This is a genomic window from Anaerolineales bacterium, from assembly GCA_015075625.1.
GTDB lineage: Bacteria > Chloroflexota > Anaerolineae > Aggregatilineales > UBA2796 > UBA2796.
In genome coordinates this window covers 1034145-1058557 of the sequence record JABTTZ010000002.1, presented here as the reverse complement: position 1 = coordinate 1058557, position 24413 = coordinate 1034145, and the positions used below count along the sequence as shown (strand labels likewise).

Sequence of the window (24413 nt, the reverse complement as noted above, 5' to 3'; positions counted from 1 at the left end):
CAATGGAATACACACTCGCTTACGACCATCGCACGAGTCTGATCACCGATGCCAACACCTCCGCCCTTGATTTTGCCGTAAACATGCGGCGTTTGCCGGTCAGCTTTCGCGCTACTCTGCACGATCCGGCGACGCTCCGCCGGCTGATGATCGCCATGCACGAGGTGATCATCAGCGATGCCCGTATAGAGCGTTCCAGTTTCCTGCTTGATCCGGTGATTACCGTCCACCCCGACGAGATGTTTTTCGAGGCGTTCAGCACCGATGGATCAGTCTATGTGAGGCTTTCCGCCGCTACAGAGGCGTTCAACCTGCTCAGCGAGACAACCTACGGGACGACGAACATCGATTTCACCTTTGCCCTGCGCGATGCCCTGCAAAACTTGCGCTCCAGCCGCCAAACGGAATTCGCCGTTGGCGCGGCGGGCTTCGCCGTTCAGACACAGGTTGGCTCTGTGGAAAAGGCGCACTACGAACACAAGGTTGATCTGCCCGATGCGTGGGTGAAAGGCTTTTTGCAAGTTCAGAGCGCCCTCGCCATGCATCCCTTCACCTTCCATACCCGCCCTGTAGACTTACTCAACGCGATTCATTTCCTGCAAGAAAACAAAGCACGCCGCCCCCCTACGGCAATGCGTATTGAATTTGCCACCGACCAACCTGTGAATCTCGTCCTTGAGCCATGGGAGAAGCGCTTTGTCATGATGGGGTCAGAGTACAAAGGCTATCCGCGTGTGGTGCGCCTTTGGGGGCGAAAACGCTTGGAACTCTTGCTGCCGATTCTCCCCTACGCCGACAAAGTGACGATTGGCGTCTTGGGGCGGGGGCTGCCCCATTTCTACATCTGCCATGTGGGGGCATACAAGTTCCTCTTGATGCTCTCCGGGTGGGTGCGCAACGATTGGACGGAGCAAAGCGCCCTTGATTTGCTTGCCCCACAGACCCCGATCAGTGCGGAAGAAGTTGCCAGCGTCTACAATCTGCTCACCAGCCGCTATGCCCTCTCCCGCGAGGATGTGGAAGCGCACACCCTGCTTGAGTCAGCCCAAGCAGAGACAGCACTTTTTGCCCTCTGTCGGGAAGGTAAGGCAATGTACGATCCAACGACGCGCCGCTACCGCTCCCGCGAATTGTTTGCCGAGCCGCTGAATCCAGAGACAATCCTCGCCCCCGATCCGCGCATTACAGCCGCACGGAAGGCAATCAATGCAGGGCGTGTCCACCTTGAGAATGTCATCCCCAACCCGGATCGTCCTCGTGAAATCAAAGGCTATGCCACCGTTGAGAATCAGGATAGTACATCCTACAACGTGGAGTTCGCTGTTGATCTAGAAGGGCGGCTGCGGTTTGCTACCTGTGAATGTGCCTTTTTTAGGGAAAACCTTCTCTCACGCGGTCCGTGCGAACACATCATGGCGGGGCGGTTGGCGGCGGTAGAGGGAATCTCTGCGCTGGAAACGACGATGAAGGCGGCAAAGGGCGACCCTTCACCGCGTGGATAACCTCACCTCCTAGCACTCCTTTTCCCTGTTTGTGGGGCAGAGGGGGCTAGTCGTTCGTCAGGAAAATTTCTAAAAGAACCCCTTCCCCCACACCTCACCTCTCCGTAAGGGCGACCCCATGTGGGTCGCCCGCCGCTAAAGCAGCGGGCTGAAAGCAGCCACCCCTTCGGGGCTTAGAAGGCAAAAGATATCCTTCATCCTTCATCCTTACTCCTATGATATACCTGTTCACCCCCCTAATTAAACCCTTCACAAACCTTTGACATTTACTAATATCTTTCGTGATCGTTCACGAAAGATACCGATGTCACCAAAACGAATCGCCGTCATTGGCGCGGGGGTGGGAGGCTTGACCGCCGCCGCGCTGTTGGCAAAACAAGGCTTCAACGTCACTGTCCTAGAGGCACATGTTTACGCCGGTGGCTGTGCTGGCACATTTTTCCACAAAGGCTATCGCTTTGATGCCGGGGCAACCGCTGCTGGCGGCTTTCAACCTGACAGACCACACGCTATTGCAGGCGATCTGTTAGGAATTGATTGGATAGTGCGGCGGCTTGATCCGGCTTGGGTTGTCCATATTGGGGAGACAGCCATAGCCCGTTGGAGTGAGGAAGCGGCATGGCGGGAAGAACGGGCGGCAAAACTCCCCTCACTGCGCCACTTTTGGGGTATTCAAGAACAGGCGGCACAAGCCGCTTGAAAGTTTGCTGCCCGCGTGCCGGATTACCCGTCGCGCTCCCTTGTAGGGCGGGAGTTACAGTGGGGGCGCTGCGCGTTGCTATGGCGATGGGGCGATCAAATAGACCCTTAACCTAACCTTAACAATTTTTTGAACTGTGGTATCCTTGACCACTAAAATCAGGATCGCCCGTTTATGACACAGACTGGACGTAGTTCCCCGACAGATTCAGCCACCCTACACCCTAATGATTCGATGGCAGGGGGCGGGCGGTATGTCCTCGCCCTGCATTTTGCCAAGCTCATAAAAGAAGCGCCGCACATGGTGAAGGACGACGACAGCATCGACTCCGTTCACGATATGCGCGTGGCAACCCGCCGCTTGCGGAGCATGTTTGCGCTGTTCAAGCCCTATTTTCCGAAGGAATCTGTCCGCCCTTTAAATCGGACACTGCGGGAGATTGCCTCAGCGCTTGGTGTTGTGCGCGATTTAGATGTCTTTCGCCTGATGCTGCAAGCCTATGCGCAAACCCGCCCCCCCGCTGAAACCGCCGCGCTGCGGGCAATGCTAACCTACTTTGATGAGCAGCGCAGCGCTGCCCTTGTCCCCCTTCACCAGACCCTTGATAGCGCCTATTTTGAGGCGTTTCAGGATCGATTTAAGGCATTTTTGGAGGAAGTTCCTCCCCCGAAAACGACATATTTACTGTCTCCCAAACCGTCTCGCATCTGTGATGTCGTGCCGATCTTGATTTACGAGCAGAGCGCCGCCGTTCGTGCCTATGAGGAACACCTTGAACGGCTCACCTTAGATGGGCTGCACGCGCTGCGCATTGAGGTAAAACGCCTGCGCTATAGCTTAGAGGCGTTCGCCCCCGTCCTCGGTGAAGAAGCAAGCATCGTTATTAAGGCGACGAAAGTGTTTCAAGACTCCGTCGGAGAATTGCAAGATACACGGGTGGCAGTGGACTACGCCAACGGCTACCTAGAGAGCGCCTTCAGCGAGGAGACCATCTTTAGCGCAGAGGCAAGCGTAGTGCGAACATTCCTCACTTTCTGTTACGAGGAGATGAGCCGCCTGCGCCAGGCTGTTCCGAGCGTGTGGGCAGAATTCAACGCCCCATCAGTTCGGCGGGCGATGGCGCTGGCGGTTGGGGCGCTGTAGCACGGAAAGAGGGAGGGAAATCCCCTCCCCTTTTGCCCTCGCAGGGTCTAAGAAGGAAGGACACATCAGACCGAAACGGGCAGCCCCGTGCGAAGGGATTCCTTTGCCGCAATGCCGATGCGCATACTCCGAATCCCTTCGGCAAGATCGATCTGGGAGGGTTCCCGCCCTTCGATACAGGCAAAAAAGTGGCGCAACTCACCGAGGAACATCTGATTGCGGTCAAACTGGGGAAAGCGAAACACCTCTTGATTGCGGGTGACGAGATCATCAAAAATGACCTCTCCGGCGTAGTAGTCATAGCGCACCTTACCCGCATCGCCAATGACCTCGCACACGCGCTGCGGCGGACGCTGAACATAATCAAGATGAATGTGTACGGGAAGTGTTTTCCCTTGCCAGTCACACTCTAGCAAAACATCCACCGAGTCTTCAACATCCACCTCCAAACGACTGAGGTGTCCGCCGAGGGCAAAGGCACGGCGCGGCAAGCCGAAAAACCACAGGGCATAATCGAGTTCGTGCGTTTGGATGCTCAGCGAACCGCCACCCAAATCGGCGCGGGCGGGATGGGTTGTTCGGTAGTCCTCGTAAGGATGCCAGTCGGGAAGGTGTTCGCCGTTCACAATGTGGGCGCTGATGATCTGCCCCAAGCGTCCCTGGTCAATCAGCCGTTTGATCGTCGCCAAACCTGGGTGAAAGCGGAATTGATAGGCGACGAAGGTCGTCAGGCGCTTCGCTTCGACAACCCGCACAAGGTCTGCCATCCCCGCCATACTGTGAGAGACGGGTTTTTCAATAAAGAGGTGACACCCCGCCTCGGCTGCTGCCAATGCGGTGGGGAGGTGAAGGCTGTTTGGGTTCGTGATGAAGGCAGCGTCCGGTTTCAGGGCAAGAGCATCGTCTAGGCGGTCAACGCTGGTGAGGTTATAGGTGGTCTCCAGTACGGCGCCGGGGCGAACGGTCATATCGGGGTTGAGGACGGGGCTGGCATTGCGTCCGCGATAGGCGATCACCTCGACGGAATCGCCGTAAAGCGCCCGTAGATTGCGTAAGTGGCGCTGCCCAATCGAGCCGAGTCCGCAAAAGAGGACTTTCCGTGTGTTCATGGTGTGATATTCCTTTGGTGGGGAGTTGTTATCCTTGCCATGCTGCGCTAGTCCCTCCCCAACTTATAGCGGGGCATTGGGAGGATCAATCTCAGTGGTTTGACATTGAGGGAAAGAGTTTACTCTTTGCGGGGCGTTTTGGGGGTGAATGGGGGAAAGTTCTTTATATTTTGCAGTACCCTCACTGGTTGGGCGGCAACCAGCCTTCTTACAAGAAGGGCGGGCGTCGTTCGTTTACCCCTTGATCACCACCCCCTAGCCCATCGGTAAGTGTATCGTGATAAGCGGGGCTGTCAACCACTAAGGGGTCAATCTCCTTGAAAAATGCTGTAGGGGTGATGCACTTGCCCTCATCCCCCTCCCCCCCCAACGACGATCATCTATTCAGGGCTGGGGTGGGCGTCATATGCCTCCAAGCGCTCGTATTCCGGCGTGACAATCCGCACAATCTTGAACCCACAGCTTTCGGCAAGGCGGGTTACCCTAAGCTTGGAAGGAAGGGGGGCTTGCGCCCCCCCCTTCTTACTATTCTTACGGTTTCTGTGGTGAGATTTGCTCAATCGTCACATTACGGAATTCTGCTGTCACCGATGTTCCTTCGACCAGAGAGGTGGCCGCCAACCCAACCATATAGCGGTTGGGAAGGTTGATCGTCTGATTCGAGCCATACTGTGTCCAGTTTACCCCGTCTGTGGAGACGAACGCCTGCGCCCGGTTCAGGTCGTGGCGGAATTCCACCCGCACCCAATACCAGCTTGTCCCAGTCGCCACTGTCCCTTCGTTTTGATCAACAGAGCTACCATTCCATGTCTGACGACGCACCCAATTGCGTCCATGATCGCGGGTGATACCCATCGTCACCTGCGGCGATCCTTCCCATTCCTCGGAGCGCAACATCAGCCCCGCAAAGGACCACTCATGGACAGGTGATGTAGGCCACCGTACCTGTGCGGTGATGCGAACACTTCCGGTTTCTATCTTGTAGGCATACCGGAATTCGTCGTACTGAGACCCACTTGTCCAGATGTCCCAGCCGCCACCGGTGAGGGTAACTGTGCTGCCGCCACCTGTCGTTGTGCCTTCGTCATTGAAATCGTTATCGCCAATGTCCATCGAAGTCCAGTCGAGATAATCTCCTCCGCGCCACAATTCAATGCCCGCGATCATCCCCACCCCATTTGCGGTGTGTTGGTAGAAGTTGAAATTGCCCGTAGATTGCTGATGGAGTGTGTAAGGGCCGTACCGCCGCCAATTCCCAACTGTAGGACCAGGATTGGCATCGTTGACAATACGCATACTCCACATGCTCTTCCACATGATGTCATAGGGGACCGTGGTGGTCGTGCGTGTTGTCACATAGATATAAGCTGTGTAAACGCCGGCTTGAACATTGGACATCGTTACCCGCGACTCCGCCCAGTTATCGGTTGTGTTGCGGCGTCGTCCGGTGCTTAGCATTGTCGCCATATCGCCAGTTACAGGGGGGGACAAACTCGCGGTGATGTAGTTGCTTCCAGTGTTGCTGCTGCTAGTGTTCGTTCCCCACGCGTCCCATGTGTTGCCATCAATGACTACAGAGGGGGCTATGTCTGCTCCGCTGGTATCGCCAACGTTTACACCTCGATAGAAGTAGGGTTCAACATAGGCATAGCCAACGGCATCTACCGTCAAGCTGCCCTGATCGGTTACCCGGTAGACAAAGGTCGTTGCCCCCGTCCACTCTGCGGGTGGGGTGTAGCGGATCTGGTTGCCGACCACCGCCACCGTCCCCCGGAAGGGTTGAGCGATGATACTGAGCGTGTGCGTATCACCGGGGGTATCCACGATGGTTGGCACGGCGCTGTTTTGGCTGTTCGTCACCGTTTGGATGGTGATTGTTGAACTGAGCGGGGCGATATTCGCCACGTTATCACCGAGGACAAACTGGAAGTTGTCGATCAGCCAGCCCTCGTCAACAGCGGTGTTGATCTTCGAGTCCAACTCGAACTTCAGGATCACCTTGCGGTTCACCGTATGGGTGTTCCCTGTGATGGGGTCTTTCAGGACAAAGGATGTGTTGACCCAATCTTGCGTTGAGCCAGCCGACCAGCCACCGCCTTGCGGGTTGTTCATGCTCCTTTGGACGCTTGTTACCTCTGTCCAGGTGAAGCCATCATCGTAGGAATAGTAGACCTTCCCGTAGTCGGTATCGGTCAGCGACCAGCGCTCTTGATAGCCGATATTCGCCACTTTACCTGCTTGGATCGTCAGGTAGCCGTTCAAAATCAGGCTGGTGCGGTACATGTTCGGGTAGGTGTTCGTCGCCGCTGTCCCGTCCGAGGTGCGGGCGACGCTGGAGCGCTCGGCAAAGGCAAGCTCGATCTGTCCGGGACCGGAGTCTGCCAGTGTCTTGTGGTGGTACTGCAACTCAAGGGTAAACGTGCCGCTTACGGTGATCTCATAGTAGTACGTCCGCAGGCGCGAGTCGGTTACCCAGGGGTTGCTGTTCATCCCGCTGACAGTCTGGAAGGGTTTTTCCAAACTCATACTTGGACCGGTCAGATTGCCGTTCACGTAAAGCTGCGCCCCACCGGCCATCGTCAGGCGTAGACGGTAGGTGCCGCCGCCAGAGAGGACTTGGTAACTGCGCCGCCATTTCATAAGGTAGTACTCATGGTTGGCGACGCCGGATACTTGCCACTGTGTCACCGCCGGAGAGAAGGGGCGAGTGCTGGTATCCGCTTGGTAGTTGAAGTTGATTTCAGCCACCGAAGTATCCAACTCTACATTGGGCGCGTTGCCGGGGAACACAACCCCACCCGCCGTCCAAATGCCCGTATCCGAAGGGGCAATGTGCCAGTAATCGGCAACCCAGTTCGAGGTTGTCACCGTGCCGCCATAGGTCACATTCGTGGGGACGAGTGTCTCCGGGCGGTACGACCAACCGCTCCACATGGTGGGAACAGCAGTCCATGCGCCTTCGGCAACCCACTTGCTGAGGTCGTTGAATTCATCATTCATCGTCACGCCAAGGTTTGCCATGTTCGTGCGATCATAGACGGTCACATTGTCGATGTACCAACCATCCCCTGAGGTGGTTGTTGTCATCGCTTGGAAGCGGAAGCGGATGTTGATCACCTTTGTTTTATAAGCGTCAAGGTTGATCGCCACCCGGTGCCAGCCCAAGTTGGCTGGTTCGGGGTTCGTCCAGACGGGTGTTGACCACGTAGCGCCGTTGTTCTCGGAAATATCTACATGGAGTTTGTCGGCAACATCTGCCGTTTCAAACTTGGTCCAGAAGTAGAGTGTTGGCGAGACGGACCCGACCAGATCAAAGCGTGTCTTGGGTTCAAGAATGCTGATCGCCGGTTTGAGGTAGTCCGCTGGGCTGTCTGAGAAGGCAGACGTATTCCCCACACCAACACTGGGTGTTACCGTCCATGCCCCGCCAGCATACCAATCATCTTTCGGGTTCGTCCCGTCAAGGTTATAGATGATCGTGCCGTCGGTCAGTTTCCGGGCGGCTGTCCCTTCCTCTTCAACCAACAAATCATCAATGTACCAGCCGTCATAGCCCGTTGCTGCTGCCACTTGCAAGCGGAAACGCAGCTTGATCCGCTGTCCAATGAAGGATGTCAAATCAACCCGATGGCGATACCATGCCCGTTGGACAGGCTGCGCCCCTGGTTTTTGCCACAGCGGTGTCCCGCTCCAGGTCGCCCCGTTATCGGTGGAGACCTCCAACAACAAATTCGGGTCAGGCGCTTCCCAGAACGACCAGAAGGTGAGGATCGGTTTGATCGTCCCCGCAAGGTCAATCTGCGGCACAAGCTCGGCATAGCTGTTCGAGGTTGGCGCATAGTTCACGCCGACACCGGGGCTGTCGGTGAGGGCTGTCGGTCCGCTGATGGGCGGGGTGACGGTATCCGTCGTGACGCCCCAGGTGCCGGTCATTGTCCAGCGGGCAGCGCTATCAAACGGCTCGTAGAAGGGGATACCGACGAATTCTTGCGGACGGCGGCGAATCAGAATATCGTCAAGATACCAGCCATCGGCTTGGTTATTATCGGTATCGGCAGTCAGGCGGAAGCGAAGTTGGAACTTCTGCCCCTTCAACGCCGAGAGGTCAACGTAGACTTGTGTCCACGTATTGCTCGTGGGGGCTTTGGCAATCCAACTATAGGGGCTGCCTGTGGGGGACAAAGTGACCCACCCAAGCGGGTTGTTGATCTCTGATTCTAAGCGGTACTGAACAATGGCTTGGTCTGTCGCCGTGTTCAGATCGCTCTTGCTCCAGAAGGTAAGTTCAATTGGCTCAACCTCGGCAGCGTTGGGGGAGAGATCGACCAACCCATTCAAGGTCAGCGAACAATCCGACCCATTCGGGTATTCTACACCCGCGCCTGGGCTATCGTGCCAAGCGTGGGTGCCGCTTTTCTTGACGGCGGTGACCCGCTGCCAATTGCACTCGTTTAGGAAGTGATCGTTCGAGTTTGGCGAGGGACCATCGTTATCCACATTATCGCCCCAACCCAAGACATACAGGCGCGGGTTGGAATCTTCGACGCGAATATCATCGACAAACCAACCGTTGGCAACATTTCCATCGACACTGATCACCCGGAAGGCGACCTCAATCTTCTTGCCGCGGAAGTTGTTCCCCATGAAGTTCGTCAGGCTGTAGGTTTGCTGTTTCCAGTTCAGATTATCCGCATCAGCCGAGGTATGGACATCGAACCACGACCAGTTATCGGGTGCATCGTAATCGCGGACACCAATCTGAAGTTTGTCATTCGTGTTCAGGGCATAGGTTTCCCAGAACGAGAGGATCGGCTGCGTGGGCGTTGTATCGGCGCGGGTAGCGGGGATGTCGATGTAGCCGCGCAAGCGCAAACTGCACGTCGAGTCCACCCCGTAGGACGCCGAACCGGGGCTATCGTGCCACGAGGAACTAGCCGTGTGGTACGGTGCGCCAGCAGGCGCCCAACGGCAGTTGCCCTGATCGGCAAGGACATTGAAGGTGAGGATCACCGACGCATCGCCCATCGTCTCGGCAAAGTCCAGCGACATGCTGACATTACCAGCCGTGCCATTATACAGCCCTGTTACTGTTTGGGCTGTCCCGTTATCAGCGGCAATCTGGGCGATGATCGTCCCGTTGATGCGGAAGGTTGCCGCCCCGTTTGCCGTCAGACGCACTTCATAGAGGCGCGATTGCATCGGCGTGCTTGCCACCGACCAACGGACGCTGTAGGCATCAGGATTGGGCAGCAGTGCCGAGGGGACGCCCCCACCCCAATCTTCGTTCAGGGTTTGCCGCGTCGGACGCCAGAACAGTGATCCCACCGTTCCAACGGGGTTGGTGAAGTTCGTGCTGTTGTAGTACTGCACATCCCATGGACCGTGAACGACGTTCGAGAAGTTGATATGCCAATTCGTCGAACTATCGCCGCTGTCATAGAAGGGGAAGCTGTGCGACATATCGGCGGGCGTTGCCGAAGGCTGCGGCGTGGGTGTCTTGGAGGGCGGCGGCGGACCGAGCGCATCAATGCCGATGGTTACACCCGCCGAGGCGGTTAAGCCCTCCGAGTCAATAATTTGATAGGTGAAGGACACATAGCCTTCAAAGGTGGTGTTGGTGAGGACAAAGGTGAACTCGCCATTGGGCAAACAGGATACAGTTGCCACATTGGGAACAACGGGGGTGATGGCGACGACGGCGCTGCAACTGGAGAGTGTGATGGTGTCGCCGCGCAGGGTCGTATCCAATGCGGGGGCTTCGTCATTCGCCAGCAATAAGGGGAAGGGCGAACCGGTCACATTAAAGGTGAACACTGTCTTGCCTGCCGTATCGAACGTATAAGCGTCCGGGCGGGCAATGGGAGGGTTGTTTTGGTTGGGGTCTTGCCCCACCGGGGTGTTTGTTTTCACTTCAAAGGGCGCTGGCGTATAAGACGCCACAGCCGTTGCATATTGCCAGAAGGTGGCATCCCCGAACGGCTCACGCGGGGTGGTGGTCTGGTTTAGGATATTGTAAACCGTATTGCTGAAGACGTTCCCAATCGCCGGACCGGTGACGGTCAGAATGGCGACAAGGGCGAAGACAACCAGGGTCACAATCAAGACATACTCAACGAGTGCTTGTCCTGCTGCCCCCCGTGTGCCGCGCTTTTGGGCGAACTGCTTGCGGCTAAACATAAACTTCATCCTCCAAAATGGCTTTCACTCAGCCTAAAACCCACGAGAATCGCCGTTGCCATGGCAATGGGCTGCGTTTGCCTAAGACTACTACATATAGAATACACGACTCTGCGCATTTTACGGTTTAGGTTTGTGTACGATTTGTCGGAATTGTTGGACAAAATGCCTCTTGGAATAAGGGGCAGAAAAAAGTTGCACAAAAAATTAGGGAGACAATTTGGATCAAGGGATGTTGACGCCGTATGGCAATCTCGCTACAATCAGAGTTGTGCTTGAAAGGCGGAACTTCATGACGGTAAAGCGTGCGCTCATTGTTGATGACGATTATGCCAACCGCTCGATCTGGGATTTGATGCTGACCGATCACGGCTATGATGTCCTTACCGCAGCGGACCGCACCAGCGGTACGGAACAGGTCGCCTCAGATATTTCCCTATACCTCATTGATTACCACCTCCCCGACGGACGGGGAAGCGAGGTGATCGCGCTTGCCCGCAGCCAATCGCCCGAATCTGTCGTTGTCATGGTTTCCATGGACGACGACTCTGATGTGATTCGAGAGGCGATGAACGCTGGCAGTAATATCTTTATGGTGAAACCCTCTAGCCCGCTGCTTATCCGTGAACTGCTTTCGGATATTGACACGGGAAACATCAACCCGGGTGTCCGCCAATTGATCAACCGTCACGGACGGCGCAGCTACCGCGATGCGACCTAGATGCTGGGGCGCAGCCTCTCGCGCCCCGGCAAGCACAAACGCGGCAAACACCCCCTTTTAGCCCACCTCAGCGACTAGAATTGCCTTATGTAGGAGTTCTCCTTATCCCCAAATACTTTCGCTTGCGGTAAACTCTTTAGAAAGCAACACAGCCGCAGGAGGCATTTGCCACATGGTCAAGCAAGCGGAAAAACAGGTTAAGAAGAATCCATTACTGCCTATTTTTGCCCTCATCTTGGCGGGGGGGTTATTTTTCTTCGCCCTCCTCATTGCTAACGGATTGGTGCAAGGCGAAATAGGCAAAATCGCCCAACTGATGACTTTTAAGGCAAGCCCCAATCGCTGGACGGCAACCATTGGCATTGCCTTTGGGATTTGGCTGGTGTTCATTGCTATTGCCTATTTTGTGGTGGCAGTGGCAGCCGGACGCGACCCAGACGATTCCCCCAAGATTGAGGTGACACCGCTCCGCAAGGCAAAAAAGAAGCAGCGTGACTGGAAATAAGCGAAACGGCATGACCACACACCCCCCACGCCTCAACACCTTCACCGTTGGGCAGTCGATTCATCGCGTCGATGGGCGCGGGAAAGTCACTGGCGAAACCGCCTATCCTGGCGATATCGATCTGCCCGGGCAGCTTTGGGGCAAGATTCGTTTTGCAGATCGCACCCATGCCCGTATTGTGGCGGTAGATACCACCAAAGCACAGGCACAGCCGGGTGTTGTCGCCATCTTTACTGCCGCCGATGTCCCCTGCAACGAGTACGGCTTAGTCCACTACGATCAGCCTGTCTTGTGCGGCGTAGGCTCTACCAAAGCCGGGGCGGATGTCGTTCGCTGTCGTGCCGATTATGTGGCGTTCGTCGTCGCTGAGGATGAAGAAGCCGCCGCTGCCGGACGCGACCTAATCGAGATCACTTACGAAGATTTACCCATCGTCACCGACCCCGAAGCGGCTATGTTGGAGGGTGCGCCACAACTACACGCCGAGTACCCCAATAACATTCTCTGCCATTACCGGATTCGAAAAGGGGAGATGGCGGCGGGGTGGGCGGCGGCAGATGTCGTTGTGGAGGGCATGTTTCACACCGGCTGGCAAGAACATGCCTATCTTCAACCCGAAGCAGGTCTTGGCTATCTGGATGAGGAAGGGCGCGTCACCGTCGTTGTCGCCGGGCAGTGGACGCACGAGGATCAGGCACAGATTGCCCACGCGCTAGCACTTCCTCCCGAACAGGTGCGCGTCATTTATCCGGCAATCGGCGGGGCGTTCGGTGGGCGTGAAGATATGTCCGTCCAGATCATCCTTGCCCTTGCTGCGCAAAAACTACAACGCCCTGTCAAGATCATTTGGAGTCGCAGCGAGTCGATCCTTGCCCATCACAAACGCCACCCGATTACCATTTCGGCAAGGTGGGGCGCCACACGGGAGGGCAAGGTCGTTGCCGCCGAGGGGCGCGTTGTCGGTGATGGCGGCGCCTATGCCTACACGACGACGAAGGTGATGGGAAATGCCAACCTGATGGCGACGGGTCCGTACACGATCCCGAACATTCAGCTTGATACCTATGGTGTTTACACAAACAACATCCCGTCGGGGGCGTTTCGGGGGTTTGGCGGTCCGCAAGGGGCGTTTGCCGCTGAGGGGATGATGAACCGTTTGGCAGAGGCGTTGGGCATAGACCCCGTTGAGATACGCCGCCGGAATGTCCTTCGCGAAGGGGATTTGCTCTCGGTGGGGACACCACTCCCCCCCGGGGTGACGATTGCCGAGGTGGTAGAACGCTGCGCCCGTGAAGGTGGGCAGTGGGAAGAAACACCGAAGGGATTTCAGCGCAACCCTACCGCCCCGCCTAGCGCCCCTCACAAACGGCGCGGGGTGGGCTTTGCCTGTGGCTTTAAGAATGTTGGCTTCAGCTTCGGCTTTCCCGAACGGGCGTGGGCAACAATTGAACTACACGGAAAGACGGCAATTGAGAAGGTCATCGTCCGTCAATCGAGCGCTGAGGTGGGGCAGGGTGCGCATACAGTGATCGTCCAGATGGCGGCGGAGGCGGTGGGCGTTCCCCTAGAGTGGGTGCGCTTGCTAACTCATGACACGGCACACGCTGATGATGCCGGCAGCGCCTCTGCCTCGCGGATTACCTTCATGGCGGGGAACGCCATTCGCGGGGCGGCAGCCCTTGCTCTGGCAGCGTGGGCAAACGAAGAACGCCCCGCTGTGGGGACGTTCCAATACCGCCCACCGCCCACAACAAGCTATGATCCACAGACCGGGCGGGCGAACCCTAACTTTGCCTATGGTTATGTTGCCCAAGCTGTAGAACTTGAAGTAGATATGGAAACAGGGCAGATCGAGGTGATTAAGGTGACCTCTGCTCATGACGTGGGCAAAGCGGTGAACCCCGAACTTGTTCGAGGGCAGGTGGAAGGTGCGGTGGTACAGGCGCAAGGTTACGCCCTTTATGAAAACCTGATCAGCCGCGAGGGGGTAATCCAAAACCCCTTTCTCTCCACCTATCTGATCCCAACAGTGTGGGATATTCCCCATGAGGTGCAGAGCGTGATCCTCGAAATTCCCGACCCCATTGGACCATGGGGCGCACGGGGCGTCGCTGAAATGCCCTACCTCGGCATTGCGCCGGCAATCTGTGCCGCCTTGCACGAGGCAACCGGTGTTTGGATGGACGCTATTCCGCTCACCCCAGAGCGTGTGGTGAAGGCGCTAAACGAAGCGGGGGTTCGGCATGGGTTCGTATGAACACGCCGGACTGGATGGGCGCACCCGCCTGCCGCTTTTCCCCCCGTCAGATACGCTAATCCTGATTCGTGGTGCGGGCGATTTAGCTACAGGCGCCGCCTGGCGCTTAGCGCGAGCGGGTTTTCCCGTCGCCATGACAGAACTACCCGTACCCACTGCCGTGCGCTTGCCCGTCTGTTTCAGCAGTTGCATCCGCAACGAAACAGTCATTATCGAGGGGATCATGGCGCGGCGAGCATCATTGGCACATCTAGATCAGGCATGGGCATGGTTGGCAGAGGGCGTTATCCCCGTTTTTGTTGATCCAGAGGGGGCGTCCCTCTCTGCTTTGCAGCCCATTGCTGTTGTTGATGGGCGTGTTGCCAAGCACAATATCGACACGACAATCCATGATGCGCCCTTTGTCGCCGCGCTTGGTCCTGGTTTCACGGCAGGTATCGATTGCCATGCTGTAATTGAGACGAATCGTGGACACCATTTGGGGCGTGTCTATTGGACGGGGAGCGCCGAGGCAGATACAGGAGCGCCCGCCACAGTGGGCGGCATTCGCCATGATCGGGTCCTGCGTGCGCCATCAGAGGGGCATATGGTACAGTTGATGGTCATAGGCAATCGCGCCCGCCAGGGAGATCGTTTAGCGCGGGTGGGGGATGTTTCTCTTGCTGCACCCTTTGATGGGGTGGTGAGGGGCTTGATTGATGATGAGACATACGTGACAATAGGACTCAAGATCGGCGATCTTGATCCTCGCGCCCGTCGGGAATACTGCTTCACCATCTCCGACAAATCCCTCGCGGTGGGCGCAGGCGTGGTGGAGGCGATTCTCGCTGCGCCATCGGTACGCCGTATGCTTCAGGGGCATTTCGTTCAGGGGAAACCCAAAAAGGACGTGTTCGATGCGTAATGGTTGGCTGCCTAGACTGCTTGTCATCGTCTTTGCCTTGATTGTCTATCTACTGCTGCTCCCCTTGGAATTTTCCGGCGGTATCCGCTTCCCTCCCTTCATCGCCTTCGATGGCACAACCTTCATTGGGGAGGATCCAATCAATTGGCGCTATGTGCTGCTGATACCCGTCGTACTGATCATCATCTTTGTGGGGTTTGAAATCATTCGTATTTTGGAGCGAAATCCGAAAAAATAGGCGTATTCTGGAGCGGTCATGCGGCTGTCAGAGGCACTGGGCATCACACGGGGCGATGTCGTCGCCTTTACCGGAGCAGGCGGAAAGACCAGCAGCCTGCTGACGGCGGGACGTGAGTTGATCGACGCCGGGTGGCGGGTGATTGCGGCTACGACGACGCGAATTGCTGTTGACGAATTAACCAGCATCCCCGGCGCGGTGACGTTAGGGGGCGATTCCCTTCGTCCGGCGGCGGTTTCCCGCGCCCTGAACCAACACGGATTTATCTTTCTCTATCGGGATGTTCAAAATAGCAAGGTGATTGGACTTGAGCCAACAACAATCAACGAACTGATCGATGCGGTCGACTCTGATGTGATCCTCGTTGAGGCAGATGGCGCCCGGCGCTTACCCTTCAAAGCCCCCTATACACACGAACCCGTTATTCCCTCAGGGACGACTCTCCATGTGCCGGTGGTCGGTTTGAATGCCCTCGGCGTGCCGCTGGATGCCGAGCATGTCTACAACCCAGAGGCGATCATCGCCCAATACGGTTATCCGGGTGGTGAACGGGTGCGTTACCCTTGGATTGCCTCTGTGATGCGTGACCCCGAACTAGGCTTGAAGGGTGTCCCGCCAACGGCTCGTATTGTGGGCATGATCAATCGCGCCCCAACAACGGGCATTGGACGCAGCGCGGCACGGTTGATCGCCCGTCTGATCCTTCGCGAACGGCTGATCAGCGCGGTGGCGTTTGGATCGGTGCAAGACGCCGATCCTATCTTAGAAGTCCACCGGCGGGTGGGCGCGGTGGTTTTGGCGGCGGGCATGTCGCGCCGCATGAATCAACCGGAAACCTCGAAAGTCCTTCTGGCATGGGATGGGCGTCCGATTATCAAGGCGATTGTGGAGCGGCTGAACCGGATGCGCTTGGATGATATTGTCATTGTCACCGGGCATCAGGCGGGGCAAGTCCGTGCTGTTTTGGAGCGGGACTCCGCCCGCTTTGCCCACAATGCCGATTACCAAAAAGGCGATATGTTGTCCTCGTTAAAGACGGGGTTGAAAGCACTGCCACCAACGATCAGTGCGTGTTTAGTCGCCCTCGGTGACCAGCCCCAGATCGACCCACGCATCGTCTCCCGTATCCTGATCGCCTATTACGAGGGACGGGGAAAGATCATTGCCCCTAGTTACAAAGGGAGGCGCGGACATCCAATTCTGATTGATCGTTCCCTGTGGGGGGAAATTTTAAACCTTCCCAAAGAAGGCGCTCCCCGCGATGTGATCAATGCGCATGGCGAGGATACCTACTACATCGAAACAGACAATGAGAACATCCTCCGCGATATTGACACCCCCGAAGATTACCGCGAAGCCCTGCGGCGGGCGGGTTTGGGGTAAAACCAGTTCTGCTCTCAGCCCATCGTTGCCCCCAACGCCTTATCCAAAGGAATGCGGATCGCCAGTACCTGCGCCTCGGCGGTGATTGTCTCCCCCGCCAGCACAACCGTGTGGATCAGTGCCTTACGCCCTTCTACCTTTTGGACGTGCGCCTTCAAGACAATTGCCCGATCAAGCGGTGTTGGCGCACGGAAACTGACATTTAGATTTCCTGTGACATAGCTGATCGAAGGGGCTGATCCATAATCCCGCCCCTCGTGCCGATAGGTGACGGCGATTGCCGCCCAAATGGAGTGGCAGTCGCATAGTGAGGCGACTAACCCCCCATACATAACGTTATCGAACCCAGCGTTGTGGTAAGGCTGCCCTTGAAAGGTGCAAAGCGCGGCATTTTCCGTCTCCGACCAATAGCTTTTGATCTGCAACCCATGCGGATTGGCGGGTCCGCAGCCATAGCAGGTGCCGTTATGCCAAATATCTTGCAAGGGATGGTCGGTGGGTGTGTGATGATGATCATGATCCGATAAATGCGTCGTCACGGACAATTCTCCTCACTGTACCAAAGATTTACCGTTCCACTCAGGCTTTGGGAGAGCGGACGCCCCGTATAGTTCGCCCGAATGTTGATGAACACGGGGTATGCTCCCGATGTCGTTGCTCCGGCGGGGTCGGCGTAGATGGTGATCGGTTCTCCGGCGCGGGCGCGAACGGGCTGTACCTCAAGGTAAGGCGCACCCACATTGATCGGCGCCACATCGAAGATCAGGTTGGCGGGGTACCCGATGTTTTCCACTGTAAAGCGCCCGATTTCTGTCCGCGCTGGACAGCGTAGCGAAAGCGTCCCCTGCACCGGATCGCCGCGCAGTTCAATACGCGGTTGGTAATCGCTCACATAGCGGCGCATGGCGGCGAGGCGGCGGAAGGCGCTGGTGACTTCCCCATTCGGGCGCAGCAAGGCAAACCAACGCATATGGCTGCATATGGGCGTTCCCTCCTGCTGCTGCCAATTCAAGTTCCAAACAAACATCGGACCCGCCCAAGCCCAATAAAGGTGGGCATACTCAAACGCCCGCACCAGATAATCGCCCTGCTGCGCCCCGCTGACACGCATCCAGGCAAAACCCTGAAAATCGGGGTTGGAGTCTGAACAGCCAACGCCTTCCTCGCTTGGGTCGCGCAGCCAGCCGAACTCGGTGAGCCAAACTTGTTTGTAAATCCCGTATTCTTCCATTAGCGCCCGAATACGCTCTGTCCGGCGGAAAACGAGCGGTTGGCTGCCGTAGGGGTCTGCCTCTGGGGGCATATTGTAGCCGTAAGGGTGGTAGCCAAAGGCATCGAACCACTGACCCGCACCGTTCTCAAACATCTCGCGGGCAAATTCAAGGTCATCCACCGCAGCGCGATCCGCCGTCGTGATCGTTGGGGCAAGCCCCCCAGAGACGACGATCAGGCTTGGCTTGACCTGTTTGACCACCGTATAGGTGACGCGCAAGATTTGGGTGTATTGCCAAGCATTCGGCTTGCCGCTCCATTCGTGGCTTAGGTTTGGCTCGTTGTGGATTTCTACGGCGTCCACCGGCGACGTGGCGACGGCACGCATATACGCCGTCAGGTTCGCCTTGAACTGATCCCAGTTATCTTGCCAGCGCATATCGATGCGCAAGAGGATTTTCTTCCCCGGAAAGCGTCCAGCATTCGCCAATTCGTAGATTTTCACCCAATCAAAGCCAAGCTGGGTGACAAGCGCATCGGCGTTTACATTCGTGTTGGGCGCGTAATGAATGCCATAACCGAGGTGAGGGGGAATGGTGGCGGGGTCAGGGATGGGCGGCGGGTCTTGGGCGCGGACGGGCACGGCGATCAGACCGATCACCAAGATGAGGGGAACACAACAGGCAACGCGCCGCAAAAAGAGAGTCATCAGCGTCAATAATACCTACTTTTCATGTGGTGCGCTGACTTCTCACTTCTTTACCCCCCCTCAACCTTGTGGAGAGGGGGAATCACTCCTGAAGGAGCTTCTAATAGCGCCGCCGTAAAAACGCTGCTAACGCTGAATTCGTTTCTTCGATGCGCTCCCCATTCAGGCTGTAGCACTTTGCCACATCCCGCCGCCGCTCGGTAATGTACCCCGTTGCCGCCAATTGGCTAAGGTGGCGCGAGGCGCTTGACTGGCTGAGGTCAAGGCGGCTGATAATATCTTGGGCGCAGATTTCCTGTTCTTGGGTGAGCAGTTCCAAAATGCGCAGGCGTGTGTCATCGGCAAGGGCGTTGAGCCGAACCAGCAGTTCGGAGCGCCCCAATGCCGAAGGGGGCGTCAGGTTTTCTTTTGGCATTCGTGCGCCAAACAGTATCCGCACATGGGGGTCTTGCGAGGCAAAAATGACGAGAAAGGGTCCCAAATGGGGGGAGGGGATGAAGGTGATCCGCTCCACATGATTCAATTTGTCTCCCCATTTAAAGGGGACTTCCCGCCCAGTGACCACGCGGATCGCTTCTTGGGCGGTCATCCCTGTGAAATCGAGTTTTTCAAAGGCGCTAATCGTCGCTCGCAGGGAAGGCTCTACCCTCTCCCACTCAGGGCGCATCACTGTTTCCCACATCAGCGTCATGTGATCGACCATCAGTTTGTGCATCTTTTGCGGGTTGGCAAGGAGAGCGTGCAAATCCGTTTCGTAGGCAACGTCCATCTCCTCCTCTTGGTAAAAATGGCGCACCCAATCAAGATACACTGCACGATCAGCAATGAGCGCCTCGGCGGTGGGTGGGGTGGCATCAATGCCCATATCGGCAAGTTTCGCCTGATAACTAATAATTTTCGCCACCAAATCATCGCGCATGGTAACCGGGTCTAAAGTGCGCCAGTGGTCTAAAAACGCGGGAAAGTTCGGGAAGGCGCGGGGGTCTGTTTCATAAAAAAGATTCGCCAATCCCCAAAAAATTAATTTGTGGGTATATCGTTGTTCAGGGCTAAAGGCAGCGGCAGTTTTTACCACCCATTCTGAAAAACTTGCCTGATGTTCGACGCGGATCAGGCTCACCATGCTGTCAACAATATTCAGGGTGGGAGCAAGATCAAAATCGACGGTTACTACCTGCGGGGCAAGCACAATCGCAGCATCTATCCGGTCTGTCATTGGGGGTGTCCTCCTTCATGGTTTCCTAAGCGCAATGTTATCTATTATGCATTTTAATGCATAAATTGAGAAATAAGCAACCTATAGCGTAGAAACATGCACAAAAAAGGATGGAGCAGGCAGTATCTTGCCAGCGGGATTACCGCGCCCGCAGCCACTGGACAGCATAGGTTGGGAGCAGTAGAATGGCGAGGATGATCTGCGCCAAGCGCCCATAGACAAGGTGTATATAGACGAGCAGATCGCGCAGATAGATGCGCAGCGCCCAACGGCTCATCTGTTTTGCTGACGCCCCTTCGTAATGGATGATCCCCTCGCTGGTGAGGTAATGAATCTCTAAGCCAAGCGCCGTCACCCGCCGCGAAAGGTAATCATCGCTGAAATACATTTTCATTCGGGCGTCAAACCCTCCCACGCTTTGCCACACATCGCGACGGGCAATGATGCAGCTTCCCGGCAGCGATTCCACCGGACGAGAGGTTGTCCGATCCCACTCGGCATACCATAACCAGTCGTTCGCTTGTGCTAAGCGGCGGGGGAAAAGTTTTGCCAAAATGGTGTAGTTTAGGATGAGATACCAAAAGGGCGTCAGTCGGGCGCAGTTGCGCTGAAGGCGACCATCGGGGAAATGCATCGTGGTGGTCGCCGCACCAATATGAGGGTTATCCGATAAACGCTGTACCAATGTTACCAAGCTATCGCCCTGCACACGCATATCGGAATTCAAGGCAATCACATACTGCCCATGTGCCAGGCGAATGCCTTGTGTATAACCCGCTGAAAAATAGCGATTCTCGGCGTTGGCGATCACCCGCGCCTGTGGGTAGGCGTGTTGGATTGCCTCGGCGCTGCCATCGCCAGAGGCATTATCAATAACGATCACTTCAAGGGCATTGGTGGGGAGTGTCGTTTGGTAAATGGACGCCAGCATATCGAGGGTGAGCGCCCGTGTTTTGTAATTGACAATGACGACGGAAAGCAGAGGCTCAGAAGGATTCGTAGTCATAGGGTATCGTTCACCCCCCGCCCATTTTGCCATTCATGGGCGGGGAGGGACAGGGTTAGGCGTTTGCCTCACCGCGCAGATGGATGAAATTCAACTTTGAGAGTTCGCGCACTTGTTGTTCGGCACGGTATGAACTGCGCACGAGCGGTCCACTTTCCACCCACTTGAAGCCCATCTCCAAGCCGATCCGTTTGAGTTCGATGAACTCCTCCGGGGTGTAATATCGTTCAATAGGGAGGTGCTGTTTGCTTGGTTGGAGGTACTGCCCTAGTGTGAGAATATCGACGCCTTGCCCAACGAGGTCGCCCATAACCTCTACAACCTCCTCGAAGGTTTCGCCAAGACCGAGCATGATTCCACTTTTCGTCAACACCAGCGGATCAAGTTCCTTCGCGCTGCGGAGAGTCGTCATCGCCCATTCGTACTTATCTTGCGGCTGTACCTTGCGGAATAAGCGCGGGACTGTTTCCACGTTGTGGTTCAGGATTTCCGGTTGGGCATCCATGACGATCTTCAAAGCGTCCACTTTGCCTTTAAAATCGGGAATCAGCACTTCGATGCTGCACCCTTTATGAATCTCTCGGATGCGGCGAATGACGAGGGCAAAAATGGGAGCGCCACCATCAGGACGTTCGTCGCGGTTCACGCTGGTGATCACCACATGGCGTAGGTTCATCGCTTTTACCGCATCTGCCACGCGATTTGGTTCTAGCCAATCCAGCGGCGAGGGTCGCCCCGTTTTAATATCGCAGAATCCGCACGAGCGTGTACAGGTATCGCCCATCATGAGGAAGGTAGCCGTCCCCGCCCCCCAACATTCGCCAATGTTGGGACACATCGCCTCCTCACAAACGGTATGCAGCGCTTTGCCACGCATCAGCGTTCGCACCGTTTCATAGGTTTCACCGCTTGGCGCACGCACCTTGATCCAAGGTGGGCGGCGAAGGGGTTTGGGTGCGTTGGGCGTTGCATCCGTGCGATCTCGGGTGGTTTCGGTGGGGATGAGCGGGATGGAGTCAAGCGGAATCAAGGTCTCGGACACGGGTTGTCCTTTCGCTGCAAACTCTTTTGTGGGAAATTATAGCAGAGAGGGAAGGTATCTCTGTAGAAAATAGAAACTAGTGGTTCACCAGGGAAGTAACTATAGATGTAGATGGTACCTCCCTACGGGGTACGCGGAGAATGGCACGAGGGGTTCAGCCTCGCGCCGTCTCATCTCATCGGATGGGAAGCAGGTGAGACCCACCGCTACAGCACGCGCACACGCCCCGCAATGATATACTCGCCCGCCTCATCCCCCCGCAGAGGAAGGTTTCCCCCCGTTCGCCAATCAAAGACCAACACCCATACCTCATACTCGCCCGCTGGAAGGGTGGCGGGAAGGGCGAGGGCATGGTTATCGCGGTAATAGCCGCCGCGCACCCATGTCGTCATCTGCCCAAAACTCCCTAGCGGAGTCTCTGCCCGTTGCGCCCGGACGACCCCCGCGCTATCCACCAACGAGACGTTCACGCTGTAATCGAATGGCTCAACGCCCTCTGCAAAACCGTCAAAGCGCCACAACAGCGAGATCGGAAACACATCCCCCGCTGCCAAAGTCTCCCCGCGTGGGAGATCAACCCCGCTGAGGACGATCCCGCCGAAATCGGCGTTCAGCAGCCGCGCCGGATTGGGTGGCACGAAGAGCGGCGGGGCGGGAATAGGCGCATAGGCAATCACCCATGTTGGTGGGTCGCTCTCCAAGACGCGAATGGGGAAATAGTGGCGGGCAAGGTAATGTTCCGTCACGCGGTAGCGATCCGGTGTGAAAGGCGTGTTTTCGGTGATAAACCACCACTGCGCCCCGGCGCTTGCCCGTCCCGCAAGACGGGCAAAGACGATCTGGAAAAATGGCTCAGCGCGTTCTTCCATATCCTCGCTTTGAACAAACGGCGGCTCCGCGGGGTTTTGCCGTTCCCCTTGTGCATAGGGCAGGGCATAAATCGGATTCGCCCCTTTGTCGTAGTTCATCACATAGGGGCGGTAGGTGCGGTTTTCGAGGATCACCGTATCGCCTGGACGGATCGCCGCGGAAAGGGCGTGAAAGGTTGCCGCCAACTGCGGATCATCCCCCCCATAGCGGGGATCGGGATAATATGCCCGCAGGGTGAGGAACGTCAAAAGGGCAAGGCTCATCACGGCGATAAATCCCACCGCTGACCTACCCCACAGCGCGAGGATGCCAAGTCCAAGGACGACACCAACCCCCACCGTCACCGCCGGCAATGTCCCACCGATATGCGCCCACGCTGGTGCGGGGTGCGTTATAGCCGCTTCCCGCAGGGTGACGATGGGCGGGATGTATGCCAGAGTCCACACTCCCTCCCGCCAGGGTAAAATCTCGCGCCCCGTTTGGCGTGATTCTTCACTCAGTGCGCGGGAAAAGGTGGTGATCGGGTAGAGCGTCCCCAAAAGCTGCACCCCTACACTGAGCGCGATAAGACCGCCAAAGAGGATCGCCCAAGGGGACATCCGGCGCGGCTTCCTTTCTCGCTTACTGTAGGTGATGATCCACTCAATGATGGGGGCAGTCCAAAGGGTGAGAAACGGCACCGCGGGGACCAGAAACCGCGCCCCCCAACCCAACCCGCCATACCAATAGGCGCCGTGCAGCACGGCATAGCCAACGGCAAGCGGCAGCAGCGCCACCAGCGGGCTGATCGCCTCTCGCCAGCGCCGCTCACGCATCAGCAGAAACGCGCCACCAATGCCCGCCAACAGCACAGGCGAGAATGTCCACAGGCTGAACCCTGGACTGATCAGGTAGCCCGCCAACGCTTCCGGCGTGTAGCGCAGACTCTCGCCTAAGCGCCCATCGGAAAGCCGCGCCAGCAGGTCGGGCGCACGCCAAATGAGGATGAGCGCTGCTATAAGAAGGATTATCCCGCCGGCGCCTAGTACGAGAAGCGCTGTCCGTTTGGTAAGGCGGCGAACGGGGCGGAAACCCACGCCGGGCAGGGCATAAATGACCATTGCCGGCGCAAGCAGCAACCCAGCGTCTTTGCTCAGCGCTGCCCCATACAAAGCAAGGGCGAGGACAGCCCCCCAAAGAGCGCCGCGCCGCCGCCTTCCTCTCGCGATATTCTGCCGGAGGGCGAGGGCGGCATACGCGCCAGCAACGCCGCACAGGGTGAGTAGCGGCTCACGGAAAAAGAGCATGGCATAGGGGAAGGCGATTGTCCCCACCCCGTAAATCAGTGCGGTGAGAACTGCCGTCCGTTCGCCGTAGCCGAGGCGGGCGACCAGCCCATAGAGGATCGCCCCCGTTAGGGCGGTGGCAATCAGGTTCAGCAGCCATGCCGTGTGCAGAACACCGACGCCCGGAATGACTATCGCCGCCCGGATCAAGGCAGCAGCGGCATAAACCGCCAACGGCTCAACAGTGAGTGAGGGGACGGGCTGATCCCCCGCTGGTGTGCTGTAGGGGATCAGTTCGTTCGTCAGGGCGAGTTCCAGCGAACCGTTACGGGCGAAACTCCGCGCCCCATCAAAGAGCATCAGTTCATCGGTGCTGACGGGCTGCCCGTTGAAGGTCAGTAGGTAGACCGCCGCCAGAATGACAAAGACGCCGAGGGCGCGGAAAAAGGACATG

The 24413-nt window shown here is 56.9% G+C and carries 17 protein-coding genes; 9 read left to right on the top strand and 8 right to left on the bottom strand.

The annotated features are described in order from the left end of the window. Positions 1–2 precede the first annotated feature (2 nt). The 3 genes from HS103_13135 to HS103_13125 all read left to right on the top strand — a co-directional run bounded on the left by HS103_13135 (position 3) and on the right by HS103_13125 (position 3345). On the top strand, positions 3–1502 hold the full coding sequence (locus HS103_13135) for a hypothetical protein (GenBank protein ID MBE7513745.1): 1500 nt from the start codon (positions 3–5) through the stop codon (positions 1500–1502). Between the two features lie 304 nt (positions 1503–1806). Next, on the top strand, positions 1807–2202 hold the full coding sequence (locus HS103_13130; GenBank protein ID MBE7513744.1) for an FAD-dependent oxidoreductase: 396 nt from the start codon (positions 1807–1809) through the stop codon (positions 2200–2202). A 174-nt stretch (positions 2203–2376) separates the two neighbouring features. Beyond that, positions 2377–3345 (top strand): CHAD domain-containing protein, encoded by a 969-nt coding sequence (locus tag HS103_13125; protein ID MBE7513743.1) that lies wholly within the window; start codon positions 2377–2379, stop codon positions 3343–3345. Positions 3346–3410: 65 nt separating this feature from the next. Here HS103_13125 and HS103_13120 read toward each other — a convergent pair whose 3' ends face one another. Both HS103_13120 and HS103_13115 read right to left on the bottom strand, forming a co-directional pair. Further along, positions 3411–4454, bottom strand: a complete 1044-nt coding sequence (locus tag HS103_13120; GenBank protein ID MBE7513742.1) for a Gfo/Idh/MocA family oxidoreductase — start codon at positions 4452–4454, stop codon at positions 3411–3413. A 531-nt stretch (positions 4455–4985) separates the two neighbouring features. After that, positions 4986–10631, bottom strand: coding sequence for a hypothetical protein (locus HS103_13115; protein MBE7513741.1), 5646 nt, complete (start codon positions 10629–10631; stop codon positions 4986–4988). 292 nt (positions 10632–10923) lie between these two features. On the opposite strand from HS103_13115, the gene HS103_13110 reads away from it, so the two are divergent. The 6 genes from HS103_13110 (at position 10924) to yqeC (ending at position 16639) form a co-directional block, all read left to right on the top strand. Then, a complete protein-coding gene (locus HS103_13110) occupies positions 10924–11352 on the top strand; it encodes a response regulator (protein ID MBE7513740.1) in 429 nt (142 codons plus the stop codon). A 172-nt stretch (positions 11353–11524) separates the two neighbouring features. Beyond that, the gene (locus tag HS103_13105; protein MBE7513739.1) at positions 11525–11857 is read left to right on the top strand and encodes a hypothetical protein; all 333 of its coding nucleotides are present in this window, start codon (positions 11525–11527) and stop codon (positions 11855–11857) included. A 10-nt stretch (positions 11858–11867) separates the two neighbouring features. Further along, complete coding sequence (locus HS103_13100) at positions 11868–14114, top strand: xanthine dehydrogenase family protein (GenBank protein ID MBE7513738.1); 2247 nt, start codon at positions 11868–11870, stop codon at positions 14112–14114. Beyond that, a complete protein-coding gene (locus tag HS103_13095; protein ID MBE7513737.1) occupies positions 14101–15018 on the top strand; it encodes an EF2563 family selenium-dependent molybdenum hydroxylase system protein in 918 nt (305 codons plus the stop codon). Before HS103_13100 ends, HS103_13095 begins: the two co-directional genes overlap by 14 nt. After that, positions 15011–15256, top strand: a complete 246-nt coding sequence (locus tag HS103_13090) for a hypothetical protein (GenBank protein ID MBE7513736.1) — start codon at positions 15011–15013, stop codon at positions 15254–15256. The genes HS103_13095 and HS103_13090 overlap by 8 nt, the downstream gene beginning before the upstream one ends. 18 nt (positions 15257–15274) lie before the next feature. Further along, the gene (yqeC, locus tag HS103_13085; GenBank protein ID MBE7513735.1) at positions 15275–16639 is read left to right on the top strand and encodes a putative selenium-dependent hydroxylase accessory protein YqeC; all 1365 of its coding nucleotides are present in this window, start codon (positions 15275–15277) and stop codon (positions 16637–16639) included. Positions 16640–16653: 14 nt separating this feature from the next. Here the strand turns inward: yqeC and HS103_13080 are convergent, their stop codons facing one another. The 6 genes from HS103_13080 to HS103_13055 form a co-directional block, all read right to left on the bottom strand. Further along, positions 16654–17178, bottom strand: a complete 525-nt coding sequence (locus tag HS103_13080; GenBank protein MBE7513734.1) for a PaaI family thioesterase — start codon at positions 17176–17178, stop codon at positions 16654–16656. Further along, a complete protein-coding gene (locus tag HS103_13075) occupies positions 17175–18560 on the bottom strand; it encodes a hypothetical protein (protein MBE7513733.1) in 1386 nt (461 codons plus the stop codon). The genes HS103_13080 and HS103_13075 overlap by 4 nt, the downstream gene beginning before the upstream one ends. 100 nt (positions 18561–18660) lie before the next feature. Further along, a complete protein-coding gene (locus HS103_13070) occupies positions 18661–19776 on the bottom strand; it encodes a winged helix-turn-helix transcriptional regulator (protein MBE7513732.1) in 1116 nt (371 codons plus the stop codon). 139 nt (positions 19777–19915) lie between these two features. Further along, the gene (locus HS103_13065) at positions 19916–20782 is read right to left on the bottom strand and encodes a glycosyltransferase family 2 protein (protein MBE7513731.1); all 867 of its coding nucleotides are present in this window, start codon (positions 20780–20782) and stop codon (positions 19916–19918) included. A 55-nt stretch (positions 20783–20837) separates the two neighbouring features. Next, positions 20838–21824 (bottom strand): lipoyl synthase, encoded by a 987-nt coding sequence (lipA, locus tag HS103_13060; protein MBE7513730.1) that lies wholly within the window; start codon positions 21822–21824, stop codon positions 20838–20840. A 206-nt stretch (positions 21825–22030) separates the two neighbouring features. Next, positions 22031–24412 carry a hypothetical protein gene (locus HS103_13055; GenBank protein MBE7513729.1) on the bottom strand — a complete coding sequence of 794 codons (2382 nt, stop codon included), beginning with the start codon at positions 24410–24412 and terminating at the stop codon, positions 22031–22033. Position 24413: the final 1 nt, after the last annotated feature.